We start from the raw sequence: 1,474 nt of genomic DNA on the forward strand, positions 1-1,474 counted from the left end.
TCACGTTCGCGCCGCTCAGCGCGCCGGGCATCACCAGCGAGCCTCCGTTCGCCGCCAGCGTCAGGTCCGCCGTCCCGGTGTCGATGCCCGACGTCGGCAGCGTCAGCGTTCCACCAGCCGTCAGCTCCACCGTGCCGTTGGTACCGCTGCTAAGCGCGGCGATGGTCAGATTGCCGGCATCCACCAGCGACACACCCTGCCCGACCGCGGTTACCGCACCGGCAAAGTGGTTGCCTCCATCAGTCAGCGTGATCGCACCCGTGCCCGCCTGCAGGTTGCCGGTACCGGCCACCTGCAGCCCACCGGTGGATTCAGTAATCGCGCCGCCGTTGCTCGTGGCGGCCAGATTGCCGCCCACGCTGCCGTGGCCCAGGTTCAGCGCCCCGGCGCTGGTCACCGTAAGCGCGCCGGTGGACAGCGTGCCAAGCGACAGTGCGTTCTGGTCGGTGATCTGCGTCGTGCCGCCGGTCAGTTTTACCGTACCGACGAAGTCGTTGCCGGCATCGGTCAGCGTGACTGCGTTGCTGCCGGCATTCACCGTGGTTGTGCCGCTCACCGACAGCGCGCCGCCGCTTTGCGTGATCGCACCGCCGGACGACAGCGACAGCGTGGTGGCCGTGATGTTGTTGGCCAGCGCCAGCGCGGAAGCGGAATTCAGGCTTACCGTCCCGGCCGACAGGCTACCGCTCAGGCTGAGGACGCCTGCGGTGGTGGTAAGGCTGAGCGAGCCCGGGACGCTGAGCGGGCCGGCAACGGCCAGCGCCTGGGCATCGGTCAGCGCCAGGTTGGCGGCGGCGAAGCTGCCCAGCGTGTCCACATGATTGGCGCCCCCCAGCGTCGTACTGCCGGTCGAACTGCCGGCGAGCTGGTCCGCGATGATCACACCGCCAGCGGACTGGGTCAGGTTGCCGGTGACCGTCAGGACCAGATCGTTTCCGCTGGCCGACCCGACGTTGACCGCGCCGGACAGGTTCAATCCGGTGGCGTCGGTGAACGCCAGGCCGCCGCTGCCCGTATTGGTTACCGTGCCGAGGTTGGCGACCAGGTTGTTGCCGGCCAGGCTGGCACCGCCGACCGAGCCGAGGTTCAGCGTGGTCGCGGTGACGATGCCGCTGGTCTGGCTGATCGTGCCGCCGGCGCCCAGCGTCGTGGTGGTCCCGGTGACGTTGCCGGCCAGCATCAGGTTGCCGGTGCTGTCGATCACGGTGCTGGCGCCGCCGTTCACGGGGCCGCTGACCGTCAGTGCCTGAGCGTTGTTGAGACTGAGGCCGCCGGCGATGAAGCTGCCGAGATTGCCGATCAAGTTGGCACCGCTCAGCGTGGTCGCGCCGGTCGAGCTGCCGGTGAGCGTGCCGGCGGTCAGCACACCGCCAGTCTGGCTGATCGCACCGGCGCTGCTGGTCAGCGTCACCGTGCCGGGGCTGGTCAGATTGCTGCCCAGCGTGATCCCGTCGCGGCCGCTCAGCGTCACGTT

1 protein-coding gene is annotated in these 1,474 nt (G+C 69.2%); it reads right to left on the minus strand.

Going from position 1 to position 1,474, the window contains the following annotated elements; translation table 11 throughout:
- A partial coding sequence (locus tag ISP17_RS19490; protein ID WP_404636171.1) for a beta strand repeat-containing protein occupies positions 1–1,474 on the minus strand: 1,474 nt, incomplete at both ends.

Origin of the sequence: Dyella ginsengisoli, assembly GCF_044904665.1 — a bacterium.
In the GTDB taxonomy this organism is placed as follows: domain Bacteria; phylum Pseudomonadota; class Gammaproteobacteria; order Xanthomonadales; family Rhodanobacteraceae; genus Dyella_A; species Dyella_A ginsengisoli.